At 36.6% G+C, this 22,744-nt stretch carries 22 protein-coding genes; 20 read left to right on the plus strand and 2 right to left on the minus strand.

Annotated features, from left to right (window positions below; all coding sequences use genetic code 11):
• The first annotated feature begins 64 nt into the window (after positions 1 to 64).
• The 10 genes from WCV66_RS16135 to WCV66_RS16180 all read left to right on the plus strand — a co-directional run bounded on the left by WCV66_RS16135 (position 65) and on the right by WCV66_RS16180 (position 11,890).
• On the plus strand, positions 65 to 1,336 hold the full coding sequence (locus WCV66_RS16135) for a hypothetical protein (protein WP_338786081.1): 1,272 nt from the start codon (positions 65 to 67) through the stop codon (positions 1,334 to 1,336).
• 62 nt (positions 1,337 to 1,398) lie between these two features.
• Entirely contained in the window at positions 1,399 to 1,674 is a 276-nt protein-coding gene (locus WCV66_RS16140; RefSeq protein WP_338789470.1) for a DUF4275 family protein, read from the plus strand.
• Positions 1,675 to 1,871: 197 nt separating this feature from the next.
• A complete protein-coding gene (locus WCV66_RS16145) occupies positions 1,872 to 2,945 on the plus strand; it encodes a Wadjet anti-phage system protein JetD domain-containing protein (protein ID WP_338786082.1) in 1,074 nt (357 codons plus the stop codon).
• Entirely contained in the window at positions 2,936 to 4,450 is a 1,515-nt protein-coding gene (locus WCV66_RS16150) for a hypothetical protein (RefSeq protein WP_338786083.1), read from the plus strand. The genes WCV66_RS16145 and WCV66_RS16150 overlap by 10 nt, the downstream gene beginning before the upstream one ends.
• On the plus strand, positions 4,447 to 5,193 hold the full coding sequence (locus tag WCV66_RS16155; protein WP_185653408.1) for a DUF6063 family protein: 747 nt from the start codon (positions 4,447 to 4,449) through the stop codon (positions 5,191 to 5,193). Before WCV66_RS16150 ends, WCV66_RS16155 begins: the two co-directional genes overlap by 4 nt.
• Complete coding sequence (locus tag WCV66_RS16160) at positions 5,171 to 9,634, plus strand: hypothetical protein (protein ID WP_338786084.1); 4,464 nt, start codon at positions 5,171 to 5,173, stop codon at positions 9,632 to 9,634. The genes WCV66_RS16155 and WCV66_RS16160 overlap by 23 nt, the downstream gene beginning before the upstream one ends.
• Before the next feature lie 258 nt (positions 9,635 to 9,892).
• Positions 9,893 to 10,459 carry a nitroreductase family protein gene (locus WCV66_RS16165; RefSeq protein WP_338786085.1) on the plus strand — a complete coding sequence of 189 codons (567 nt, stop codon included), beginning with the start codon at positions 9,893 to 9,895 and terminating at the stop codon, positions 10,457 to 10,459.
• A 118-nt stretch (positions 10,460 to 10,577) separates the two neighbouring features.
• Positions 10,578 to 10,892: a metalloregulator ArsR/SmtB family transcription factor gene (locus WCV66_RS16170; protein WP_338789471.1), complete on the plus strand. Its 315-nt coding sequence runs from the start codon at positions 10,578 to 10,580 to the stop codon at positions 10,890 to 10,892.
• Positions 10,893 to 10,973: 81 nt separating this feature from the next.
• Positions 10,974 to 11,402 (plus strand): DMT family transporter, encoded by a 429-nt coding sequence (locus WCV66_RS16175; RefSeq protein WP_066339121.1) that lies wholly within the window; start codon positions 10,974 to 10,976, stop codon positions 11,400 to 11,402.
• A gap of 14 nt (positions 11,403 to 11,416) precedes the next feature.
• Positions 11,417 to 11,890 carry a DMT family transporter gene (locus WCV66_RS16180; protein ID WP_066339117.1) on the plus strand — a complete coding sequence of 158 codons (474 nt, stop codon included), beginning with the start codon at positions 11,417 to 11,419 and terminating at the stop codon, positions 11,888 to 11,890.
• Positions 11,891 to 12,062: 172 nt separating this feature from the next.
• Here the strand turns inward: WCV66_RS16180 and WCV66_RS16185 are convergent, their stop codons facing one another.
• Positions 12,063 to 12,245, minus strand: coding sequence for a hypothetical protein (locus tag WCV66_RS16185; RefSeq protein ID WP_066339115.1), 183 nt, complete (start codon positions 12,243 to 12,245; stop codon positions 12,063 to 12,065).
• Positions 12,246 to 12,912: 667 nt separating this feature from the next.
• On the opposite strand from WCV66_RS16185, the gene WCV66_RS16190 reads away from it, so the two are divergent.
• The 10 genes from WCV66_RS16190 to WCV66_RS16235 all read left to right on the plus strand — a co-directional run bounded on the left by WCV66_RS16190 (position 12,913) and on the right by WCV66_RS16235 (position 21,287).
• Positions 12,913 to 13,251, plus strand: a complete 339-nt coding sequence (locus WCV66_RS16190; RefSeq protein WP_338786086.1) for a metal-sensitive transcriptional regulator — start codon at positions 12,913 to 12,915, stop codon at positions 13,249 to 13,251.
• Positions 13,252 to 13,272: 21 nt separating this feature from the next.
• On the plus strand, positions 13,273 to 13,479 hold the full coding sequence (gene copZ / locus WCV66_RS16195; RefSeq protein ID WP_338786087.1) for a copper chaperone CopZ: 207 nt from the start codon (positions 13,273 to 13,275) through the stop codon (positions 13,477 to 13,479).
• 115 nt (positions 13,480 to 13,594) lie between these two features.
• Entirely contained in the window at positions 13,595 to 16,036 is a 2,442-nt protein-coding gene (locus WCV66_RS16200; RefSeq protein WP_338786088.1) for a heavy metal translocating P-type ATPase, read from the plus strand.
• Positions 16,033 to 16,875 (plus strand): hypothetical protein, encoded by an 843-nt coding sequence (locus WCV66_RS16205; protein WP_338786089.1) that lies wholly within the window; start codon positions 16,033 to 16,035, stop codon positions 16,873 to 16,875. Before WCV66_RS16200 ends, WCV66_RS16205 begins: the two co-directional genes overlap by 4 nt.
• Before the next feature lie 259 nt (positions 16,876 to 17,134).
• On the plus strand, positions 17,135 to 17,995 hold the full coding sequence (locus WCV66_RS16210; protein ID WP_338786090.1) for a sulfurtransferase: 861 nt from the start codon (positions 17,135 to 17,137) through the stop codon (positions 17,993 to 17,995).
• Positions 17,996 to 18,476: 481 nt separating this feature from the next.
• Entirely contained in the window at positions 18,477 to 18,950 is a 474-nt protein-coding gene (locus tag WCV66_RS16215; RefSeq protein ID WP_338786091.1) for a VOC family protein, read from the plus strand.
• 176 nt (positions 18,951 to 19,126) lie between these two features.
• The gene (locus tag WCV66_RS16220) at positions 19,127 to 19,828 is read left to right on the plus strand and encodes an SDR family oxidoreductase (RefSeq protein ID WP_338786092.1); all 702 of its coding nucleotides are present in this window, start codon (positions 19,127 to 19,129) and stop codon (positions 19,826 to 19,828) included.
• Positions 19,829 to 20,080: 252 nt separating this feature from the next.
• On the plus strand, positions 20,081 to 20,428 hold the full coding sequence (locus WCV66_RS16225) for a ThuA domain-containing protein (RefSeq protein WP_338786093.1): 348 nt from the start codon (positions 20,081 to 20,083) through the stop codon (positions 20,426 to 20,428).
• Between the two features lie 169 nt (positions 20,429 to 20,597).
• Positions 20,598 to 20,753 (plus strand): hypothetical protein, encoded by a 156-nt coding sequence (locus tag WCV66_RS16230; protein WP_338786094.1) that lies wholly within the window; start codon positions 20,598 to 20,600, stop codon positions 20,751 to 20,753.
• 87 nt (positions 20,754 to 20,840) lie between these two features.
• Positions 20,841 to 21,287, plus strand: a complete 447-nt coding sequence (locus WCV66_RS16235) for a GNAT family N-acetyltransferase (protein WP_338786095.1) — start codon at positions 20,841 to 20,843, stop codon at positions 21,285 to 21,287.
• A gap of 295 nt (positions 21,288 to 21,582) precedes the next feature.
• On the opposite strand, the gene WCV66_RS16240 is transcribed toward WCV66_RS16235, so the two are convergent.
• Positions 21,583 to 22,704, minus strand: coding sequence for a glycoside hydrolase family 88 protein (locus tag WCV66_RS16240; RefSeq protein ID WP_338786096.1), 1,122 nt, complete (start codon positions 22,702 to 22,704; stop codon positions 21,583 to 21,585).
• Positions 22,705 to 22,744: the final 40 nt, after the last annotated feature.

Here is a 22,744-nt window from a genome sequence, read left to right on the forward strand (position 1 = left end):
TCGAATTCCTTGGGTATTAAACGAAAATCCTGAGAACTAATAATTTATAAGTGAGGTCATATCTATGAATTCAAAGATAAAGGAATTAATTGAGTTTACAAAGACAAAATTTGGATTAGCTAATTACTACTTAGAGCGACATAGTCTTTATCGAAATGTCACCATCTTCAATGATACGGTTTATACACTTTGTATGGAGTGGTTTCCTAATCATGTAAATGAACAAGAGGATGATGATTCAAACCCTGAGGGTACAGCAGTTATTGAAATTAATGTAAATACTCATAAGTTTGAGAGTGCTATTTTTGTAATGGGTGAGACATATGCAATAGATGGGATTACGTTTGCAAATCTGGATACAAAGACAATAATAAAATGGGTTGAACTTGAAACAGGACTGACATATGGGAAACAATTTCAATTACATAAAGAAAGTGAAGGAGAACTTCAATTTAAAGAATGCTTTGAAGGTGTAGCGGTGTCTCCTTCTGGATTTATTGACGTTAAATTTAATCAGGAAGGGAAACTCACCTCGTTTTCTGTCCATGGACAATTTCCCCAAAAAGAAATGGTTAAGGTAGGGACTTATAATCTTATCTATGAAGATGTGGAACATTTAGCAAAGGAACAATTGAAATTGATTGAATTTCCTTCTTATGAACAGAAAAAGCTAGTTAATGTTTATGCGGTAGAAGAGATCTATGTCACGAATGGTGGAACATCAACGATTCCATTTGAAATTTTAGCGGATGTAAGGTCATATTTGAAAATAAATAAAACACTTCTTTGGGACGAGCCAATTAATAAACCGTTTGATAGGAAAGTGATTAGTTGGGATGAAGATATAACTGTAGAACAAGCATTTTCAGCTGAGCCATCTCCGGTATCGTTTCAAATCACAAAGGAAGAGGAAGAGAAATGTGTGATGGCAGTCGAGGAATTATTACGTCAGGAATATCCGAATGACACTGGAAAATGGATGCTTAAAACCCTCCATCGTGACAAAGGGTATATTCATGCAATAGCAAGGGCCAACCACCAGGACAATCATGTCTTTCAAAGAAAACTGATGATTATGATTGATACGCAGAGCCTGCAAGCAGTAAATTACATGGATAACAAACCAATGTTGGAGATTTATGATCAATTTCAAGAACCTTATAAAGTAAAGATAACGAAAGAAGAAGCGTTTGAAAAAATCAAAGATTTGTTTGAGCTAAAACCGTACTATGTATATGACTTTGAACAAAGGAAATATGTTTTATGTGGAAAATTAGACTGTCAATTCGGAGTGAATGCGGGTAGTGGTAAAGTGATTTCATTAGATGATTTGTAGGTTTCTTAGTCCAAAAGGTTTAGAAGACTTCATAAAAAGTAGGTGGTTTTTTGGAATATAGCATGGACTTGGTATCATCGCTTAGAAATAAAAAGGTAAAGGTTACTGAAATTCCAAAATGGGGAAGGTACTTGCGTAAGAAATTGGAGAACAATTTTGCCAACAATCTTAGTGATAAAGAAAAGAAATCTATTTATCTTTATGACGATGGTTACTTATGGCACATATTTAGTTATGAAAAAGGAATTGTATATCTATTGCACAAAAAGCCTTTCTCTATTAAATGGATAATCATTGCTGGAACTAGACTGTTATACGTTCAAAGATCGCTTTGTTAGTTAAATGATAGAGTTTATGAAATAATAAAAATACATTCATATCTTCTACTCCTGCTTTTCCAGTCTTACAAGTTCATTACTAGTAGACTAGAAAATTCAACTTACCAACGATAACTCAACTAGTTTATAATATTAATATAATGATGTGCATATTGGGTAGTAAGTTATATACCAATGAATTAAGAGAATGTAAGTAGGTGGGTACAATCGATATAATTGAAACAAGGGTAAGAGGTTTTATTGGAGATATTCAACACCCTAAACAAAAAAAGAGAATAAATATAAACGATTTAGAGCATCAGTTGCGCAAACTTTTGGATGATTATTATGAAATGGACGGGTATTCGTTGTTTTATCATGCAATTGAAACATTGCAAGCTGAAGGACAACTGATCCCGATTCTAAATAATCAATACAATGGAAGAACACCAGCGCTTGCCTTATATTATTGGGTCAATATTAAAGTTCAGGAAGCTAAATGGGATCGTCTCGAGATGATGAAATTAAGTGATCAGTTTGATTTTTCCTATTATGAACGTCATCCACAGTGGCAAACGAAAGAGGAATGGACTCGAATTCAAAATGTATATACGTTTCTCCAGTCTCATCAGGAACGGGAAATCGTGTCAGTCGAAGAAAGATGCCTAGAACTCTTTGGTCATGAAAAGTTCTTACTAGACAGTGATCACTTTCCTGACGGAAAAGGGTTTTTAGCTAGAATTAAAATATCAGAAGATAAACTTAAAATGGTGAACTATGGGGAGCCTTTTGTATTTTGGATGAAACAAGGGAAAGAAGTAAGTGATATACAACGGGTCCTGATCGTTGAAAATCTTTCTTTCTTCCATACTTCTATTAAATTATTGCAAGCAAATCAACTTGATTATGAACCTGAACTGATTATTTATGGTGAAGGAACAAAAATTGAACAGAGCTTTTCCTTTTTCTTCAGTATGTTTCCGCCAAAATCCTATCTTTTCTATTACGTAGGAGCTCTTGATGCCGCAGGATATGGTATCCTCATTCGACTTATCGAAAAATACCCGGATTGCTGTATTCAGCCTGCCTTAAAAATTTACCGCAAAATGCTTGAATGTATGGAGCAAATGAATGATCAGAAAATCGGTCAAACACAGAACATCAAATACCGTGATTTATTCATTCAATGGTTTACTGAAGAAGAGCAAGCACTATTACTGCAATTGTGGCAGGAAAATAAGCGAATTCCACAAGAGGTCTTAACAATCGAATCATGGAGGAGATGGATGTGAACGAATCATGGGAAGGATTTGCCCAGCGAATGCAACGATTAAATCCACTGTTTGAGCTTGGGCGGGGAATGGAAGTCGGTGAACTGAAACCACATATCCAAACCATTCTCATGCAAGTGCTCCTAACAATCTTTTATAGAGAATTAAATGATGATGATCATAGACACAAATCCGATATTAAGTATATGGTAGAGGATTCAATTAAGCAGATGAAGCTTTTAGCTGACGATAAACAAGTTGAACGTATTACTAGTGGGCTTTTATATTCAGGAAAAGAAGAGTTTAGTAAACCGTTTGAAGCCTTATATTACGATGAAATCAGCCAATCCTGGGAGACTCAGGTCTTCCGATATGTCACAATGGATGAATTATATACGAATTTAGAAATGGGTGGGTCAATTGTTTATAAACTCACAGATGTTGCTCAGGAAATGATTTTTATGAGCAGGGAAATGGCTGAGGAATTCTCGATAACGATTGAACAACTCTATAGTATGCAGTTGATTAAAAATGGTAATTTTAGAAAAGCTATTCGAAACCTCGATCACCTCATTTCACGAGTAAACCGCTTAATGGCAAATGAATTCACCTTTCAAAAGGAAATGATCAATAATCCCAAAATCTTATTGATTGAAGAGGAATGGCAAAGGGCCGACAATCGTGTTGAAATTGAAAAGCAATTTGATGAAGAAAAAAACCATTTCCGTACAATCACTAGTATGATTGAAAAAACGAAACGAAGAAATGAAGAGGATGATTATATTCAGAAAGAATTGATGCTTCTCCAAGAAAAAATTGGCCATACAAGGCAATTGCATGATCGGTTTGCGAAGCTAGTCATTCAAAATATTTCATATGAGATGAAATTAAAAGCGGAAAACCCTTCATTGTTTTGGGAAAACAGCCTAGTTTCATTTCGAGAGCATTTTTATGAAAATTGGTTTATGAAGGAAGGAGTTCGTCGTTTATCAGAAATAGAAAGAGTTCTTTCTCCATTATTTTCACCGAAGAATGAATTTATTTTACCGCTTGATTGGATTTGGGGAGAGCAAGAATTCGATGAAAAACAACAAATGAATCTTGAGGTGGAAGAAGAGGCAGAAGAAGGAATAACGCCCCAGCGAGTAACAAATTGGGAATCAGTTATTAAGGCATGGAGTTACGTTTTTCAATATTTACAAACATACAATGAGTTTTCGTTAGCTGATTTAGCGGACCTGCCGTTGGAAGTGCAGGATTTATGGCTTGAGGAATATGAAACGATTGATTTATGGATGATGTTTGATAAAAAACCACTCAAGGTTCAAGTGCTACACCGGAAGGAAGAAACATTAAGCGACGAGAGGGAAATTCTTCTTCATAAATTAATGAAGGAATATCCCCAATTTCAAGTCTTTGAAGGGATGAAGATCTTTACAGAGTTTGATCATCGAGCGGAGCCTTTTCTCTGGCAACGAATGAAAATGACCCCTTTTAAAATATGTGTACAGGAGGAGAAAAGATGAATGCAGAAACGATCAAAAATGCATCAGCTGTCTATTTTTCCTTATTAAAGGATAAAGTAATCGACGAAAATAGTGAACATTTCCAGACGTATTTTGATCCGGAAGTGAGACAGACTGTTCTTTTATTAGCAGACGAATCAGGTACATATATCATTGAATCACCTAAACGCATTCAATTAGTTGTTCAGCCAACCGGCTCTGTCTTTGCTACGAATTTTACCCACATGAAAGAAAAGCATCGGCAAATTGAAACGAAAAAACACTTCCATCTTATTAGCGTTGTCATTATGTCTTTTTTAGCAACAATTGACCGTAATCAGGCTGCTAAAGTTCGTACAAAGCGGGAGGGGATTAGTTATTATGCATTAGAAAGACAAATCAACGATCTCATTTTGAATTGGGAAAGCATTCTTAAAGCGAAACCTACCTTTGGCGAAGAAGAACGAATTGATATGAAGGATGTTGTGACAACATGGAAATACATGGAGGTTGACACAGAGGATTATGGGGTTAAAAAAGGCAATCGTCGAACCAGAATCGGTTTAATTGCGGGGGCGATGCGATTATTAGAGACAGAGGGACTGATCGTTATTCTTGATCGTGACGATATTCCCAAGGTGATTCCTAAAAATGAGCTATTTGAGCGAATTGAATACCTATATCACGACTATGACCGATATGAAATGTTTAAAAAAATGATGACAACAGAGGAGGATGAGCGTGCCGAAAATCCATCGAATTAGAATTGTTGGCCTGAAATATGATGGCATGCAAAAGCAATATAAAGATACAACATTTAATTTCCATAATGATGAAACTTCAACCAATGGTCTAATTGCGATGATGAATGGTGGGGGAAAAGGTGTGTTCCTTCAAACGATCTTCCAAATCCTCAAACCTGGAACTTCGTGGGGAAAACAAAATAATCGATATTACCAGCAGTTCTTTTTTAATAATAAAGAGCAATTTATTCCATATACCTTCCATGTTGTTATTCAATGGGAATTGGATGGCGCTGACCGTAGGCACCTGATTACTGGAGGGATGTTCTCAGCTGAACAGCGGATTTCAATGAGTGAAGAGAATGGAAATGAAAGCAAAACATTAGAACAGGAAGCTAAGATCCTCCCGAATATTTCCTTTTATACTAGAGAATATGAACGGAATGAAGAGGCAGCACTTGAACATATTCCACTTTATGAAAATGACGAAGTCGCCGAAACGGAAAGCTTAAAGGACTATTTAAAATGGAATGGATATGATGTTTACCGAGATACGAAGAAACATTATCGAATTCTTGATACATACGGAATTAATCGCAAAGACTGGGATATTATGAAAGACATAAATAAAGATGAAGGCGGAGTTGGAAAATACTTTGAAGGAGCAGAGGATGACCATTCCCTGTTCCAAAAACGAATCATTCCTACTGTAAGTCAAGTCTTACATCGAACTGAACATCAAAAGAATGATTTGGTGGAGATTTTTAAAAGCCAGGCCAGTATTGCAAAGGACCTGCCAGTGCTATTAAAAAGAGAGCAAGCACATAAAGAGTTTTTAGAAGACATCGTTCCATTTGAAGAGCACTTAGCAAAAGGAGTGGAACATAAAGAAATTGTTGAAGAAAGCATTAAGGTAGGAAGACAATTTCTTGGTGCTTTAGAGCATTTGAAGCAATCGGAAGCAGAAACGTTCCTCAGTTTAGAAAAAGATATTGACAAATTAACCTTAAAACAAGCGGAATTACGATTTCAAAAAGATAATTTAGAGTATGCAAAGGCCCACAGAGAGGTATTGAATTGGGAAAAGAAATTAATAGAAGAAAAGAAGAAACATACTTCTTTAGAAGAAGTCGTTCAAGAAAAACTGGAACGAAAAGATGAACTTGCTTTTCAGTTATTATTGAAAGAGTGGAGTGAAAACGAACAAACCATCCGTTCTCTATCACAGCAGATTGTGAAGCTAGAACAAAATAGTGGTTTAGAGCAAGTGAATCAAAGAATGGATGAAATTAAATTGGAAGCAGTAACTCAGTGGGAGCATGCCTTTCAATCTATACAGGAAGCTGTTAAGCAGTACTCCGGGTATCAAAAGTTTATAAAGAAAAAAGGAACTGAGCTGTCCCGCCTAGATAAACAAAAGACAAAAGAAATTGCTCAGCTTAGTACAGAAATTGACTTTTTATATACACAAATGCATGGCTTTGAATCTGAAGAAGCTGCGCTCATCAAAGAGTTTGGTGACCGCTTAACCTATGACTTAAAAGGATTTATTGAGAGTCTTTCTAAAAAAATTGAAGATAAAAAGGTTCAGTTAGAAGAACTGCAAGCAAAAGATAAACAATCAAACGAACAACAAAATCAACTGGCGAATTCACGTGGTACACTCGGCCAATCGATTCAGTTTTCAGAGGAAAAATGTGAGGAACTAAAGGCAGCAAATGAAGAGCAAAAGCGAAGAGAAGCAAAACTAGTAGATAAGCTTCATGGCTTATTAGATGATGTCACTGTGCCGTTTACTCTCTCACTTTTATCGAAGTATTCACTACAGATAGAAGAAATATTGGGGCAAAACCTACAACAAGGTGAACAAGTAAAAAAAGACCTTTGGGAAACACAACTCGACCACTCTTTAAATGATGAACATTTCTGGGTTCCAAATAAAGATGTGAAAGAATTAAAGGAATTGATCGATGAAAAGACTGGTATTGATGTGTTTTACGGAAGCCAATTTCTCCAATCATTAAGTACAGAGGAAATCGCGAATTACCTTATAACTTATCCGCTCCTTCCATATGGGTTAGTCGTAAGCCAGCATCAATGGCAAAAAATTAATCAACAGATTCTTTCAGGCAGAATGTATAAAAGTCCTGTTCCAATTTTCTTGCGTGAGGATATGAACAAGGAAAATCACCAACCATCCTTTGTGGTTATTCATGGAACAGAGAAAGACCTATTAACTGCTAAAAATCAATTTACCAACTGGAAAATACAGATTGCTAAACAAATAGAAGAAAAGAAAGATACTTTGATTGAAATTGAAAAAACAGAAACCTCATTACGTCGTATTTTAAAAGAACTCGATCGATTTTTATCAAATGAGCTGTCTAGTGATATCGAAAAAGCTTTAAATCTGGAACAAAATGCCCTTTTTTCTAAGAAAACAAAATTACAGGAAATGATCACACAAGAGGAAAAAGAAAAAGAATTACAGCTGCAGCTAAAAAATCAGTTAGAGATGACGAAGCGAAAGATCGAAAAGCTTTCAAAGGATGTAGAAACTTTAGAGGATTTTGAGCGGGAAAAGACGCTTCATCAAGAAAATAAACGGGTGAAACTGGAAAAAGAGAAACAAAAGGATGCCTTAAGCATAGAACAGCAGGAAATAACCTTAGAGCACCAAAATATCGTTGACATGCAAACAAAGTGGAGTCAAACGTATGTAGAATGGAAGCTTACAATCGAACAAAATATAAAAGAGATTGCCTTCTTTATTGAAGAAGCGACTTTTCCTACTGATGAAAAAGCAGATCAATATGAAGAGGTTCCGCGTTTATCCCTACAAGTAGTAGAAGAGATAAATGGAAGCATTGAAGAGCTAAAACAGCTCCAAAAATCAAAAGAAGAACAGTCTAGAGAATCACTCGTTATCCAGGCAAAAAAAGAAGCCGAACAAAAACAGCAAAAGAAATTAGAGAAAAAACTCAATTCTCTTAATAAGGACTGGAATCAAGCACACGAACCAGATGAACCTATAAGTATATTAGAAAATATGCTGCAAACCGCCCAGAAGGAAGTAAAAACTGCTGAAAAAGAAGAACGAGAACAAGGAACGGCTGTTACGGTAGCTGAAACGTCCTTCCAGCATGCAACCGAACAGCGAGAAAAGTTAGCAAAGAAAGTTGCCAAGCATGAAAAACAGCCCGAAGATTGGGAGTCCCTTGACTTAGAAGTAAAGGCTGTAGAAATTAAAGACGTAACGAAAATAACGAAAGAAGAGATAAAGAACTCTGAGAAACGCCTAAAAGAAACAGAAACGAATATTACTGGATATGAGGGAGATTTGCTAACCTTGTCTGTAATCCTAAAGGAGGAAGCATCGGCATTTACTGAGCAGGATATAGAAAAAATTAAGAGTCAAGGTAAAGCTTGTATCCTATCCTGGTGTGAAGAACATCAAACTATTCAGGTAGAAGGACAAGAAAAACACGCGAAAATTGAGCAATCTCTGCGTAATGTAAAGCTCACAATTGAAGGAAAAGATTGGGAGATTCGTTTTAAAAATGAAGTTTTAACAACACTAGATCATATGGATACACGGCATTATACTCATATTCAAAGTGTTGTTAAAAATATGAAGCGTTTTTCGCAAAGTGGTTTAGAACAATTAGAACGCGACAAAGAAAGGGCAGAAAAGGCGCAAAACTTCTGGGCTAGCCGTGCAAGTATGAAGGTGATGAGCATTTCAGAAGCGATTCGTTCAATGATTGCGAAAATGAAGGTGAAAAATGAGCGAGGATCCTTTCCACTCGTCCAGCTAAAAGAGGATATTTTACCTAAAAAGGCTGAAGATATAGAGCCACTACTGAAGCAGCATTTTGTTACGGCCATTAACAAAATAACCAAACAATTTGATTTAATTGATGATCATAATCGAGCCCTTGACCAAGAAATAAACCAACTCATAAGTGATGAGCAAATTTTATTTGTCTCACTTCGAAACCGATATCCTGAGTTACTCGTTTATAATATGCGAACAGATAATGCCTTTATGTACGGGAAACCGCAACGAGAGCATTATTCAACCTGGCAGACAATTAATCAAGGCTCTAAGACTAAATCTGATGGGAGTGGAGGACAAAAGCTATCAGCTCGAATGGTAATGATGATGATGTTATTATCGGTTAAAAGTGAAACAGATCAAAGCTGGGTTCCATTAGTCTGTGATAATCCGTTCGGACAAGCTGCATCGGCACATGTCCTTGACCCAATATTCGCAGTTGCCGAAAAACTCAAGTTTCAATTCATTGTCGTCACTCCGCCAGAACTAGTGAAAACGGAAATCAGCCAAAGATTTGATTCTTATTATAAATTGGACTTCATTCGTGAAAAAGGAAAAGAAATTGTTTCGGACACGATTGTACCCGCATTTCGGATTTACCAAGGCGAGGAAGTCGTTCAATAAGGGTATTCACTAAAAAGAAGAATTAAACAAAAAAATCTCACTTTCAAATAGAAGTGGGATTTCTTTTGTTTAAGATTAAGGTTTGAATTCGCATTATTGCTAGTATAAAAAAAGTTGTGCAGGAACTACAGGAAGGAAACATACATAACTTTCTGAGAAAAAACTAGATAATGTGACAGAGTTCGTTTTAGTTGATTTAGACGATAAAAATCCTTAAACTGCTAATGAAAGTAAAAATTTGTATAAAGGTGGATTCTCATGAGTGAAATACAAATAAAACAATTTCGTCAAGCTGATCATGATATTGATCAAGTTTATTTGGATCGGTGGTCTCCTCGTTCTTTCCTAGAAAAAGAAGTGCCAGAAGAGGTACTAATGCGTATATTTGAAGCTGCACGTTGGGCTCCTTCCGCGAATAATTTCCAACCATCGCGGTTCATCATCGCCCGAAACAAAGAAGATAGAGAACAATTTCATACCTTTATTAATGAGGGGAATCGTTTATGGTGTGAAAAAGCTCCAGTATTAGCTGTTCTAATCTCAAATAAAGAAGACCCTGTACATACATTTGATGCTGGTACGGCATGGGGATACCTATCTTTACAAGCTACAAGAGAAGGGTTAATTACTCATGCAATGGGAGGATTTCAAAGAGAAAAAGCACGAGAAGTATTAAATATCCCTGACAACTATGATGTTCAAGTAGTTATAGCGATCGGATACCAAGGAGAAAAAGAAGAACTGCCGGAAAACTTTCAAACTCGTGAGCAACCATCAAACCGTAGACCATTAAAAGAATCAATTTTTGAAGCAAAGTTTAAATAAGTACGAGAAAACTCCCATCCAAAAAATGGGGGTTTTTATTTTGTTTTCTGTCATAAGCTATATCTTATTTTTGCTTCCAATTTGACATATCTAGAAATTTAGATATATGATTAAACCCATGGAACCTATTAATGTATTCAAGGCATTATCCAATGAAACACGACTCAATATCCTAGAGTGGTTAAAGGAACCTGAGAAGCATTTCCCAAAACAAGGCGCTCACCTGCCAAAGGAGGTAAGTTACAAAGGAGGAGTATGTGTTGGGGATATTCAAGAAAAAGCCAAAATTTCTCAATCTACCGTTTCTAGCTACTTAAATATGATGCAAAAAGCTGGTCTGCTTGAATCGATACGACATGGCCAATGGACTTACTATAGGCGCAATGAAGAATTTCTTCTACAGTTTGCTGAATATTTTAAAACAGAGATCTAGTTTGTGTTGATTTCTGTTTTTTTCACCACATTATATCTACATTTCTAGATATATAATTATACGAAAAAGGAGATATTATCTATGCGCTTTATATTTTATTTACTAGCCCTTCTAGCTGGAGCAGCACTTAGCTTTGAAGGAGCTATTTATGCTGAACTAGGAAAAACAATTGGACAAATTGAAACAAGTTTTTATAACTTCTTTATGGGGTCTATAATCATGGGGCTATTGTTGCTCTTTGTTGGAAAGGGAAAGCTTTCCTATACATTTGAAGCACCTAAGTGGACATTACTTGGAGGTGTTTTGGGGGTTGTTTATCTAACATCAATCGTGATAAGTGTTCCATTTGTTGGTGTTGGAATCACAATGGTTGCAGTAATTATTGGACAATTAGTAATGAGTATGGTTATTGAACATTTTGGCTGGCTTGGTAGTACGAAAACCAGAATTAATAAAGAAAAAATATATGCAGTTATTTCAATGATTATCGCACTTATTTTAATTAACTAGGGGGATCTATACTAATGGGTCTATTTATGATTTTATTCACATTGATTGGCGGTATTACATTGAGCGCACAATCATCTATCAATGGTACTTTTAGTCGAAAAGCTGGAACAATTGAAACAACATTTTTAACCTTTCTCACTGGAACAATGTTTCTTACTATTTTCATCATATTTTTTGGCAGTGGAAATTTACTTGCACTATTAGAAGCACCAAAATGGCAATTAAGCGCAGCATTCTTGGGTACGATGTATTTGCTTCTAACTGTCATGGCAGTTCCAAAAATAGGAGTTATCGCAACCAATATTGCCGGTATAACGGGTCAACTTGTGATCGGTGTGATGATTGATCATTTTGGATGGTTCAATAGTTTAGTCATAGAACTAGATATTAAACGTGCCTTCGCATTATTATTTATGATGATTTCCCTTTACTTTATATACAAAGGAAATAAACGCTCAAGTAAAGAAATCCAAGCACAAAATAGTTAAATAAACGCACACAGTAAAATTTAAAAATAAAATTTTTTGGTATGCAGAGAGAACTTAGTGAGAGAGAATTACAAGATAGGGTGCATTGCTATTAAAAAGAGTTATGAACAAATTACTTGTTGTATAAATCGTCAATCAAGTCCTACAGCCTTGCGTATGATATTACTATTTATTAATTTGTATTACTTTTTAATTTTTTAGTTGCCACAAACCCAGCAGAAAGAAAGCAGACAAAGCCTAGAAGCCACCCAAAAGTAGGGGAGTATTCAAATGTAGATTTTAATGCCATCCCGCCAGATATACTGGATATAGCAAGCATTACTAATAAAACAGTCCAGTTTGTCTTTTTAAACATTGAAAATCATCTCCTTAACTCATTATATATTTACGAATGGAAAAATAAAAAGTTTCACTACGATATGTATGTATAAGGAAACGCGAAAGGGAGTCGAGGTATTTGGTCCTTTCATGAAGGAAGCATTAGACAAAGGGGAAGGCCACGAGCCGTACTATGGTAAAGACTCTAAATAAGAGGGTAAAATGAAAAAGGTTAGGCAGAACATACTCTGCCTAGCCTTATTTATTTGATTATAGATGACAATCCTTCTCTCAACATCGTGTGTCAATTACAGCACCGCCCTCTCTAAACCATCATACATTAAGTCACTGGTACATTCATTTATTGTTGTATAAAGTCAGTTTTTGCGCTTGCCCAGGAAATGTTTATTCTTTTAACATTAACATTTATTCAGACTGGATGTTTAATTGGAAAACATTGAAAAAGTTTAGAATCGTGAAGATTAATATGATTAATTAGAGGTACCATTTAAATTTGTAGGGTTTATAAACAAACGTTTAATTAATACTGATAGATATACAATCAAAGATTGATCCTAATTATACAATTAAGTATAAATACATGAAGCTGTTAAAGATGGTGTCTAAGGAGAATAATTTTCCTAAAACACTTTACATAGGGTGGGGGGGTATGGTAAATTATAAATATGAAGGAGGTCAAATAGATGGCTGAAAATCAAGAAGACGTGGTAGAATTTGAACATTGTGGCACAAGTCACTCTGAAAGGCAAAGTCATCACTCAGAAAAAGTTAAGCAGGCCCTTACAAGTCGATTAAACAGAATTGAAGGTCAAATTCGCGGGATTAAAGGTCTTATTGAGAAAGATACTTATTGTGATGATGTCATTACACAAATCTCGGCTGTTCAATCGGCATTAAATAGCTTTTCGAAAGTGTTATTAGAAGCGCATCTTAAAAGCTGTGTAACAGAAAGAATTCAAGATGGTGAGTTAGAAGTAGTAGATGAACTACTTGTTACGATTCAAAGATTAATGAAAAAGTAAATTTAAAGGAGAGAATCAATTATGGAAAAAGTAACATTAACAGTTAGTGGTATGTCTTGTGGTCATTGTGTAAATGCAATCGAGGGTAATGTCGGCAAATTAAACGGAGTATCAGATGTTAAGGTTCACCTATCTGAAGGAAAAGTAGATGTGGCATTCGATTCAGCTGTTATTTCATTAGCTGCGATTAAAGAAACAATTGATGACCAAGGATATGAAATAGTTTAAGCTCACTGAAAATAGTGAATGAAACAAGTATACTAATGTGAAACGTGCTGTTTTTTAAGCACGTTTCATTTTGAAAACAAATATACCACCACCAGGTATATAGGAGGTCATGATTATGACACAAGGAGCAAAAGAAGCCGTTCTCCCTATTACAGGAATGACATGTGCCGCATGTGCGATTAGAATCGAGAAGGGACTTAAAAAGCTAGAAGGAGTAGAAGAAGCAACCGTTAACTTTGCTCTAGAAAGAACATCCATTAAATACAACCCAAGTGTTGCTGATATAGATGATTTTAAAAAGAAGATTCATGATTTAGGGTATGAGGTGACAGGTGAAAAGGTAGAGCTGAATATCATCGGTATGACATGTGCAGCCTGCGCAACTCGAATTGAAAAAGGGCTAAATAAAATAGAAGGTGTAACAAAAGCATCGGTCAATTTAGCCTTAGAAAATGCAACAATTGAGTATAACCCATCGCAAACTGGTCCTAACGACATGATGAAACAGGTTGAAAAGCTCGGCTATCAAGCCAATTTAAAGGATGAACAGCAAGAGAGTGTTGCCGAAATGAAGGCTAAGGAATTAGAAACCCAGCAGGGCAAGTTTTTCTTTTCACTCATTTTATCTGTTCCACTTTTATGGGCGATGGTCAGTCACTTTAGCTTTACATCATTTATTTATCTACCTGAGATGTTTATGAACCCTTGGGTGCAATTAGCCTTGGCTACACCTGTTCAATTTATCGTAGGAAAGCAGTTTTATGTAGGAGCTTTTAAGGCGCTGCGAAACAAAAGTGCAAATATGGATGTTCTCGTTGCATTAGGTACATCTGCAGCCTATTTTTATAGTTTATATTTATCGATTGTCTCAATTGGTAGTGGCAGCCATATGATAGAACTTTATTATGAAACAAGTGCGGTGCTTATTACATTAATTATTTTAGGTAAATTGTTTGAGGTGAGAGCCAAGGGGCGTTCTTCTGACGCTATTAAGAAGTTAATCGGGCTTCAAGCGAAAACAGCTACAGTCATTCGTAATGAAATTGAACAAGAGGTCCCATTAGAGGATGTATTAGTTGGGGATATCCTGATTGTAAAGCCTGGAGAAAAAATACCTGTGGACGGCGAAATCATTGAAGGGCGTTCTGCTCTAGATGAATCAATGTTAACTGGTGAAAGTGTACCGATCGATAAAACAATTGGCGACTCAGTAATTGGAGCGACGATCAATAAAAATGGATTTTTAAAAGTAAAAGCGATGAAAGTAGGTCGTGATACAGCACTTGCTCAGATTATTAAAGTCGTAGAAGAAGCTCAAGGCTCGAAAGCCCCGATTCAACGCTTAGCAGATCACATATCAGGAATTTTTGTTCCAATCGTTGTGGGAATTGCGATCATTACCTTTTTCGTTTGGTTTATCTGGGTAGCACCAGGTGATTTTGCTGAAGCACTGGAAAAATTAATTGCTGTTCTAGTGATTGCTTGTCCTTGTGCCTTAGGGTTAGCGACACCAACCTCGATTATGGCCGGTTCAGGAAGAGCTGCAGAATTTGGCGTGTTATTTAAGGGCGGAGAACATCTTGAAAGGACCCATCGATTAACAACAATCCTGTTAGATAAAACAGGAACGGTTACAAATGGAGCACCAATTTTAACAGATGTTATAGTAGAAGAAGATTTTGATGAAAAGCATTTTTTACAACTAGTAGGTTCGGCAGAAAAGCAATCAGAACACCCACTTGCCCAGGCGATTGTAGCTGGAATAAAAGAGAAAAACATCGAGCTTTTCAATGTAGAAGAGTTTGAAGCGATACCAGGCTATGGCATCCAAGCAAAGGTGAATAACCAAATTGTATTAGCTGGTACAAGAAAATTGATGCAACAAAATAACATCCAGATTGATCATGCTCTTCGGACAATGGAGGAGCTTGAAGAAAAAGGGAAAACTGCGATGCTTATTGCCATTAACAATCAATATGCCGGCATAGTAGCAGTGGCAGATACCATAAAACATACATCAAGAGAAGCTGTAAAACGCCTCCAAAAAATGGGTCTAGAGGTTGTTATGATTACGGGGGACAACAAACGTACAGCTTCGACAATTGCAAAAGAAGCAGGAATTGATTCAGTAGTAGCAGAAGTTCTACCAGAAGGAAAAGCAGAAGAAGTGAAAAAGCTTCAAAAGCAAGGGAAAATTGTCGCTATGGTTGGTGATGGCATTAATGATGCACCAGCATTAGCGACCGCCGATATCGGAATGGCGATCGGAACTGGTACAGATGTTGCCATGGAAGCTGCTGACATTACATTGATTCGTGGGGATCTTACTAGTATTGCGGATGCGATTTTTATGAGTAAAAAGACGATCAGAAACATTAAACAAAATCTCTTCTGGGCGTTTGCGTATAATGCGCTTGGGATTCCAATTGCAGCACTAGGCTTCCTAGCACCTTGGTTGGCTGGGGCAGCAATGGCCTTTAGTTCAGTATCTGTTGTCCTTAATGCACTTCGGTTACAGAGGGTAAAACTTAACGTAAAAGGAGATACAAACCTATGAAAAAATGGTTGCTTTCAGCCATTATATATCTTGGGATTGTCATTGTAGGATACTTTACCTATGAGGCAATTTTTATGGAAGATAAGAGTGTTGATACCCATGGTACTTCAGTAGATGAAACGGAAGAGAAGGCGGAAAATCACACTTCACATTCATCAGCAGAAAATGCACATGAACATGATGAACAAGCAAATTCAGAAAGTGCTGTGAATGTGACAGTAAAAGAAGAAAATAAAACAATAGTTTTGAATCTAGAAGACTATTCAGGTAATCCAGTCAAAGATTTAGAAATAAGTCATGAAAAACGTCTTCATTTAATTGTAGTGGATGAACACTTAGATCAGTATTATCACTTACACCCGGAAGAAACAGCACCAGGACAGTTTGAAATCGCAAGTCAGTTAGAAGAAGGAACATACAAGGTCTTTGTTGATATTAAACCAAAGAACCTAGATTATGAAGTTCAACCAATTTCATTTACAGTTGGAAATCCTGATACTGATGATCATAGTCATGGATCATTGGAAGTGGACCAACAACTAGAAAAAACAATAGATGGGAAAAAAGTAACGTTGTCGACAACCCCATTGGTCGTAGATGAGCCTGTCACATTAACATTTGATGTTCACGGAGCTAAACTAGAACAATATTTAGGTGCTCTGGGCCATGTAGTTATTTTAGATGAACAAGGTGAAGAATACCTGCATGTTCATCCTTTAGAAGAGGAAAATCCAGTTTTTGAAACGCAATTTTCTAAGCCTGGGATATATAAAATTTGGGCGGAATTTCAAGAAAACGGTAAGGTTACTGTCTATCCATTTGTTGTGGAAGTTAAATAAGATGGGTAAGGAGTTATTCTTTAAAGGGGATAGCTCCTTATTTTTATATGCCTTTAATTGAGTTTTGAATGTTCAGTTAATTTTAATACTAGTACAAAACACAAAATATCGCCATTTTATTAAACGATGAAAAGTCGATTATTATACAATATTTCCAATTTAATAGTATAATAATTATTAATTTTATGACAATTAAAGCCTTTTCATTTATTGGAGATTGAATAGGTTCATAGACAAACAATTGTAAAGGAGAATGTTTATGCAACATATTGTAAGTAGCGATTGGCTTGCTGGAGAAATTAAAAGAAATAATAAAAATCTGGTCATTGTAGATACGCGATTTAATTTGAGCAATCCTAACGAAGGATATAAACAGTATTTAGAGGGACATTTACCTGGTGCTGTTTATGTAGACCTGGAAAAGCATCTTTCAGCGCCCATTGATAAACATGGAGGGCGTCACCCATTACCCCAGGTTGACAAGTTGGCGAAAAAGCTAGGTGATCTAGGAATAAGCAATGATTCGCATGTAGTTATCTATGACGATCAAGGAGGAATGAATGCTTCAAGGCTATGGTGGCTGCTAAACTACATAGGAGTTTCTAATGCAGCTGTTTTAGATGGAGGCTTTAAAAAATGGACAATCGAAAACAACTCAATAACAACTGTTGTTCCTAATCCTTCACCAAAAACGTTACTTCCGCAATTAAATAATGAATGGAAATCGGTAAATCACTTTGATGTTCAGAAAAAGCTTAATCAAACAGACACAATCTTAATCGACTCAAGAGAAAATCCACGCTATCTTGGCGAATTCGAACCAATTGATGCTGTAGCCGGGCACATACCAGGTGCTAAAAATTACTTTTGGAAAGACGTCTTGAACAAAGAGGGTTCATGGAAAGAAAGTGAAGCTCTGATCACTCATTTTTCCGACATTCCTTTAGATAAAGAAATAATCGTATATTGCGGATCAGGTGTTTCAGCATGTCCGAACATATTAGCTCTAAAAGAAGCAGGCTACTCAAATGTAAAACTGTACGCAGGGAGCTGGAGCGATTGGATTTCGTATCCAGATAATCCAATTGCAGTAGGGAATGAAAGAGTAGGAGATAAGTAGAAACGATATATTATAAGAAATAAAGGATGAAAAAAAGAAAGAAGCACTTGAATCCTTCTTGAAAATAGAAAAAGATGATGGGGTTGAAATAAAAACAAGCTATTCAGAACGTCATGAGGATTGCAGCTTAAGATATATTTTAAGAATTGATGCAATTGAAGGTGAAAAGAAGGGCTGTTTTTTGCAGTATATATAACTACATTGTTATTATCATATATTCATTTTTCTAGATTGTTGAAAGCGCGTTCATAATATTGTTAGAAAATTTTTAATATTCATTGACACTAATGTCAATTTGGATGTCTGGAAATATGATTTTGATTTATTTAGCTGCTTTAGGTGATATCCCTAAATCATGACAACGGCCTTTTTCAAGCTGTCAAAAAGATAGGGATTTGAAGAGTAAACTGTTTACGTTTGAACGACAATGGAATAACCATTGTAAATATACAAATTACCTTCAAAAAGGAGAGGAAGTAATTTGACTAATAAAACTCAATTAGAAAATGGTGTGTTAGGTACAAATGTTATTGCGCAAATCGGTATTTTGGTTCATGATATCGACACAGTTTCACAAGCTTATGCAGATTTCTTTGGTGTTGAAAAACCACAGTGGAATTGGACAGATACAGTGGATGTTGCCCAAACAGAATTCGAAGGAGCCTCTTCTGAAGCCCGTTCAAAATTAGCCTTTTTCGATATGGGTTCACTTCAATTGGAATTAATTGAACCTGATCAGCATCTTAGCACTTGGAGGAATCACCTAAATGAACATGGCGAAGGACCGCACCATATTGCCTTTATTATCAATGGGATGAAAGATAAAGTTACTTTGATGGAAGCAAAAAATATGCCTTTGGTACAAAAAGGGGAATATACAGGTGGACGTTATGCTTATATGGACACTTTCAAAGATCTAAAGATAATGTTAGAGCTTCTTGAAAACGATAAATAGGGGGAAGCGGTTTTGAAGAACATATTAACTTTGTCGAAGAGGGATTCCTTTAGTACATAAAGGAGAATACGGAGTTGGTAGGTATTGCTTCTTTGACTCCGTTCCTCAGCTGGGTGTTATGCTTGGTTTACAAGAATTAGGACAGAAATCGTAACGAATGAAACAAGGAGGTTTATATGAAACTATTAATCACAGGTGCTAACCGTGGTCTTGGTCTTGCACTGACGATCGAGGCAGTCAAAAGGGGACACACTGTTTATGCTGGGATCAGAAACCCTGAAAAACAAATGGATCAATTAGCACAACTACGTTCTCTTTTTCCAAATCAGGTTTCTCTTCTATCACTAGATGTTGCCGAGGAAGCAACTTGTCTAGCGGCCATTGAAAAGCTAGAAGCGGAAAACATCACTCTCGATGTGATCATTAACAATGCAGGAATTTTAGATGAACGATCAAAAACAATTGAAGAAATAGATATTGCAAAGGTGGAGCAGACGTTTAATATTAACCTTTTTGGACCGATGCGTGTCATTAAACATTTCTTGCCACTACTGAATAAAGGAACTAATTCTACGATCATAAATATCTCATCTGAAGCCGGAAGTTTCCAAAATGCATACGGCGGGGATTATCCTTACGCACTTTCTAAAGCAGCGTTAAACATGTTTTCTCAACAATTAAGAAAATATCTAGCTGATGATCAGGTATCTGTATTTGCTGTTCATCCTGGATGGATCAAAACAGATATGGGTGGAGAGAAAGCTCCTGGTACACCAGAGGAATCAGCAAGAGGTATTATGGATATTATCGAGAAAAAACAGAAAATTACTGGTACCTCCTCGTTTATTAATACACAGGGAGAATCAATGCCATTTTAAATCTACTGACCCTCAAACCATTGTTTGGGGGTCATATATTAATCGAGTCCAATTCGATTCAACCAGAAGGTTACATAGTAGTAAAATTTAGAAACGTGGAGTGATTGATGTGAAAAAATCGTGGCCCTTTTAGGTGATTACTATCATTCGAAAGAAGCGATCCAAGCTTCCTTTAATCAGGCGTTAACCATACTAAACGAAAACGAAAAGGTTAAGTATATCTAAATTCAAACGGGCCAGTTAATTGAAGAATTGGCGAAAAAACCAGATGCCGTTATCTTATTTAAAGAGGATCGGGTCAATCCAACCGACCAAAAGGTAGATACCTGGATGACTGATGAGATCGGTGAAGCGATTGCACAGTATGTCGACCAAGGTGGCGGTTGGTTAGGCTGGCATTCAGGACTTGCCTCTTATGCCGCCGAGAGTAGCTATACTAAAATGTTAAAAGGCTATTTTGAATATCATCCTGAACTTCATTATCAAGTGAAATATACAAGTGTAATAGGAAACGATGAATTTGGACCAGTATCTTTTGAAATAAAAGATGAGCATTATTTTGTTAACGTAAATATAGAGGAAACGAATATTTTTTTATAATCAGAGTCAGAAGTGGGTCAATCCATCGCAGGATGGTTTCATGACTATGGAAAAGGGCGGGTATGCTGTCTTACTCCTGTGCATAATAAAGAAGGGCTTTTAGATAATCATTTTACTGAACTCCTTTCGAAGACGATTAAGTGGGTGAGTAGGTAATTAGGGTTTAGCCTTGGATTTGAATGATGTAGCATGGGCACCGGGTGTGAATAAATACAATGGAACGTATTATATGTATTTTTCTGCAGAAGCACAAATAGTTGTTGCTGTTCGTAAAATAGACTTTATTGATAACAGACCAGTTGTTAATGTGGAAAATAACTTTTAAACTATTATAAAGAAGAATGATTGAGATTAATTTGCGGGCAGCGCTGTAGAAGTTATTAATGTTATATTGGCTAAAATCGAGGAGTAATTGAAATGGAACTTAAATTATTTGAAGAAAAGAACCTCTTACGAATGTACGAAAACATTTATCGATGTGTTTAATCAAGAACCTTGGAATGATGAATGGAAGAACGAAACGGCAAAGCAATATTTACTAGACTTCACGAATACCCCTGGATTTATGGGCATTGTTGCTGTTGACGGAGAAGAAATCATCGGATTTATTTTTGGTACTCGCAAGTATTGGTGGAGTGGTGACGAGTTCTTTATCAATGAAATGTGTGTAAGGATAGAGGAACAAAATACTGGCGTGGGATCTAAGCTTATGAATTACTTACTAAAAGAACTAAAATCAGATGGAGTAAGTACCATATCATTATTAACCGACAGAGGTATTCCTGCCGAGGAGTTTTATAAGAAAAATGGGTTTTCAGAAATAAAAAGATTAATGTTTTTAAGCAGGGACGTTAACTAAAACTGAACCTGTCATTAAAGGGCTGTGATTAATTCTCCCAACTAAACTGATGCTATTTTAATACCACTTTAAGCAAGAGGTTGAAGTTGCCAAGAAAATATAAGACAAGTGCTCAGGTTTAACTTATCCCATATCACTCGAATGTCTTCTTTTTTTGGTGGAAAAAGTCAGTTTATGCGCTTGCCCAGGAAATTTTGATGACAAAATAGCTTTTACTGTTGTGAAAGGGTATTGAAAATACCTATAAAAAACAGGGGCCTGAAAAAAGGCTCCTGTTTTGTTCTGAATTCACATCTTATTTTGCCGCTTGACTCATTTCAGCACACATGAGAATAAACGCTCCAGCTCCGTGAAGATCATTCTCGCTGGTAGGGCGGGCAATATAGTGAGCGTAGTCGCCGATACCTGTGCCGATACAAATATTGCCGATGAGTACGTTTCCATTTTCATCGAACTTCAACGTATCAATTACACCCTGATAGCCTTTCCAAGCATATTCCAGATACTTGTCGTCCAGGTAGCCTAATCGGACTGCTTTGGCAATGGCTTGAACAAATAGTGAAGAACAAGAGTTTTCTAACCAATTATCGGACAGATGTCCTTTGTCAACTACTTGAAACCATAAACCGGTGTCTGGATCTTGGTATTTCGTTAGGGCAATGAGAAGGTCCTGAAGGATAGTTGTCAACGTTTTCTTATCTTTATGATCCTCAGGAAGGTGATCGAACATTTCCAACAGTGCCACAGGGTACCAGCCGATTGCGCGTCCCCAGAACTCCGGAGCCAAGCCAGTAACAGGATCTGACCAATTGGTTGCTTTCGTTTCATCCCACCCATGATACAGCAAGCCTGTGTCTGGATCCTTTGTATGCTTCTCCATGAGGATGGCTTGATATGCCATCATGTCAAAATAGTCACTTTCACCGAAAGTCTTACCGAACTGAACTGCGATTGGTCCTGCCATATATAATCCGTCCAGCCACATTTGATTCGGGTAATGACCCTTGTGCCAGAATCCGCCCGATTGATTGGTTTCCCATGATTTTAACAGAGGAACAAGGTTATACAACGCTTTCTTATACCGTTCATCACCGGTTTGCTCATAAAGAGTAAAGAGAAGCACACCCGGCTGAATGTCATCAAGTTCATCTGTTTTACATTTGAGAACGCTGCCATCTACGAGAATATGGCTGTCCACCCAACGCTTGATATAGTCGAAATATTGTTCTTTTTGAGTCAGCCTCCAGACTTTCTCCATACCAGATAGAAAGACTCCCTGATGATAGTGAAATCGCTCTGGCGGAAGGAGTTCCGGTTCAAATTTTGCCATTAATGTTTCGCAAGCCTTCTCAGCCCATTGAATAGGGGTTAGTGCCTCTGTTGGTATCTTATTGGTACTAGATTCAGAAACATTCATAGTGAAAATCCCTCCTATATGTATTTAAGATTAGGTTAGC

The sequence above is a fragment of the Metabacillus rhizosphaerae genome, from assembly GCF_037201795.1.
Classification (GTDB): Bacteria; Bacillota; Bacilli; order Bacillales; family Bacillaceae; genus Metabacillus; species Metabacillus rhizosphaerae.

Excerpts from the sequence above, each read along its gene's own strand:
- WCV66_RS16135 (WP_338786081.1), top strand. The coding sequence starts at position 65 with ATGAATTCAAAGATAAAGGAATTAATTGAGTTTACAAAGACAAAATTT.
- WCV66_RS16140 (WP_338789470.1), top strand. The coding sequence starts at position 1,399 with ATGGACTTGGTATCATCGCTTAGAAATAAAAAGGTAAAGGTTACTGAA.
- WCV66_RS16150 (WP_338786083.1), top strand. The coding sequence starts at position 2,936 with ATGGATGTGAACGAATCATGGGAAGGATTTGCCCAGCGAATGCAACGA.
- WCV66_RS16155 (WP_185653408.1), top strand. The coding sequence starts at position 4,447 with ATGAATGCAGAAACGATCAAAAATGCATCAGCTGTCTATTTTTCCTTA.
- WCV66_RS16165 (WP_338786085.1), top strand. The coding sequence starts at position 9,893 with ATGAGTGAAATACAAATAAAACAATTTCGTCAAGCTGATCATGATATT.
- WCV66_RS16170 (WP_338789471.1), top strand. The coding sequence starts at position 10,578 with ATGGAACCTATTAATGTATTCAAGGCATTATCCAATGAAACACGACTC.
- WCV66_RS16175 (WP_066339121.1), top strand. The coding sequence starts at position 10,974 with ATGCGCTTTATATTTTATTTACTAGCCCTTCTAGCTGGAGCAGCACTT.
- WCV66_RS16180 (WP_066339117.1), top strand. The coding sequence starts at position 11,417 with ATGGGTCTATTTATGATTTTATTCACATTGATTGGCGGTATTACATTG.
- WCV66_RS16185 (WP_066339115.1), bottom strand. The coding sequence starts at position 12,245 with ATGTTTAAAAAGACAAACTGGACTGTTTTATTAGTAATGCTTGCTATA.
- WCV66_RS16190 (WP_338786086.1), top strand. The coding sequence starts at position 12,913 with ATGGCTGAAAATCAAGAAGACGTGGTAGAATTTGAACATTGTGGCACA.
- copZ (WP_338786087.1), top strand. The coding sequence starts at position 13,273 with ATGGAAAAAGTAACATTAACAGTTAGTGGTATGTCTTGTGGTCATTGT.
- WCV66_RS16200 (WP_338786088.1), top strand. The coding sequence starts at position 13,595 with ATGACACAAGGAGCAAAAGAAGCCGTTCTCCCTATTACAGGAATGACA.
- WCV66_RS16205 (WP_338786089.1), top strand. The coding sequence starts at position 16,033 with ATGAAAAAATGGTTGCTTTCAGCCATTATATATCTTGGGATTGTCATT.
- WCV66_RS16210 (WP_338786090.1), top strand. The coding sequence starts at position 17,135 with ATGCAACATATTGTAAGTAGCGATTGGCTTGCTGGAGAAATTAAAAGA.
- WCV66_RS16220 (WP_338786092.1), top strand. The coding sequence starts at position 19,127 with ATGAAACTATTAATCACAGGTGCTAACCGTGGTCTTGGTCTTGCACTG.
- WCV66_RS16240 (WP_338786096.1), bottom strand. The coding sequence starts at position 22,704 with ATGAATGTTTCTGAATCTAGTACCAATAAGATACCAACAGAGGCACTA.